Source organism: Bradyrhizobium sp. Ken64, assembly GCF_055807555.1.
The window spans coordinates 1-1,509 of sequence record NZ_JBVVPA010000066.1 but is presented as its reverse complement, the minus strand read 5'-3'; the positions used below and the strand labels follow the sequence as shown (position 1 = coordinate 1,509).

Genomic DNA, 1,509 nt, shown 5'->3' with positions numbered 1-1,509 from the left:
TCTGCGAGTCGGCGCTGGACACCGAGCTCGCGTTTCTCCGGACCGAGATCTACCTGCGCGACGTGGAGCCGCGCCTGCAGACGCTGACCGCCTTTACCCGCTTCTCCACCCGCGTTTAAGCGGCCAGCTTGGGAGCAGGCCGCCTCTGGATTGGGGCGAGAGCGCGGGCCTCAGCGGCCGAGACGCTTCTCGACCCGTTTGCGGGAATTGCCGACTTTCTTGACCGCTTTCTTGACGGCGGAGACCGATCGGCCGGTCTTCTTCGCCTCATACCCGACCTCGTACTTCTGTCCGCCGGCGACGCGCGCCCGGTCCTGCTTGCGTCCTCGCGCGGTCTTCTTCTTCGCGGCTGCCATCGGTACCTCCTTCTGCGAATCTGATGGCGGTGCAACGCCCTGAGGATTCCGGAGGTTCCCCAAGCTCCTCGCTGTTGCCATAAGCCCTCAGACCGTGAGCGAGGCACCCGTCTCTGCTTCATATTCGAACAGCGAGAGGCTATGCGATCTATCCGCGAACGTTTGGCATCGCGCCCACGCACTGGGTTCCTAATGGACCAGCCGAACCGGCCTCCAGTCCCGACCGTTGCCGACCGAACCATCGGCCGTGGCCTGCGTTTACCTAGATCATGTCTGACGCATTTGATTACTTCCGCGCCTACGCCGTGCGGGCTCTTTGCAAAGCGCGGTCGATGCCGCGGGGCAGGGTGAAGCATCTGCAGCTGCTGGCCGGGCGGATCTATAATCTTCTCAAGAAAGAGGCCGCTTACGGCCCGAATGCGCAGCACCTTGAAGACTTCCGGGCAGCCCAGAGGCTGGAGAGGTCTCTCGACCGTCCGCCTGGCGAAGGCTCGGGCGCTGGGACTCGCTTTAGTCCGCCGAGGTCGCAGGCCGCGGGACGGGAGGCTTGTTGAGTGCCTTCCCTCGACACTCGTGGTGCAGCAAACCTGCTGCGGGAATATGCGCAGCGCACCGCCTTGCGCGGCGGCAACCCCTACCGGGCAAAAGCCTATTCCAGGGCCGCCGACAGCCTGGCAGCCCTTGCCGTTCCTCTGCATGTGCTGATTGCGGAAGATCGGCTCAAGGAGATCCCTGGCGTCGGCGAGGCGATCGCCGACATTATTGCCAAGCTTCACAAGACGGGCTCTCATCCGACCCTTGAAAAGCTCCGGAAGGAGATACCCGAGGGCGTGCTCGAGATGCTCGCCGTTCCCGGCCTCCGCCCCGAGAAGGTGCTGCGGCTCTACAAGGATCTCGGCATCACTTCGCTCGCGGAGTTGGAGGCGGCCGCCAAGGACGACCGCATCAAGAAGGCCAAAGGCCTCGGCGCAGCGCTGCAGACCAAGATTCTGCAGAATCTCGCCATCGCGAAAAGCGGAGAAGGTCGCCTCTATCTGCACCGTGCCGCCGCCCTGCTCGCGCACGCCAAGGATTCTCTGCGGAAGGCCCGGCCGGAGCTCAAGCGGGTGACGATCGCAGGCGACTTCCGCCGCGGCTGCGAACTCGTCGGCGA

At 64.3% G+C, this 1,509-nt stretch carries 2 protein-coding genes and 1 pseudogene; 2 read left to right on the top strand and 1 reads right to left on the bottom strand.

Going from position 1 to position 1,509, the window contains the following annotated elements:
- Positions 1 to 119: pseudogene (locus AC0L2F_RS35640) on the top strand (3'-5' exonuclease); the annotation flags it as partial.
- Positions 120 to 170: 51 nt separating this feature from the next.
- Here the strand turns inward: AC0L2F_RS35640 and AC0L2F_RS35635 are convergent.
- Positions 171 to 356: a DUF3606 domain-containing protein gene (locus tag AC0L2F_RS35635; RefSeq protein ID WP_354161654.1), complete on the bottom strand. Its 186-nt coding sequence runs from the start codon at positions 354 to 356 to the stop codon at positions 171 to 173.
- 554 nt (positions 357 to 910) lie between these two features.
- Between AC0L2F_RS35635 and AC0L2F_RS35630 the strand changes: the two genes are divergently transcribed.
- A partial coding sequence (locus AC0L2F_RS35630; RefSeq protein ID WP_473251509.1) for a helix-hairpin-helix domain-containing protein occupies positions 911 to 1,509 on the top strand: 599 nt, incomplete at its 3' end.

What these genes read in the sequence shown, in the direction of transcription:
- AC0L2F_RS35635 (WP_354161654.1), bottom strand. Translation starts at nt 356, where the DNA reads ATGGCAGCCGCGAAGAAGAAGACCGCGCGAGGACGCAAGCAGGACCGG.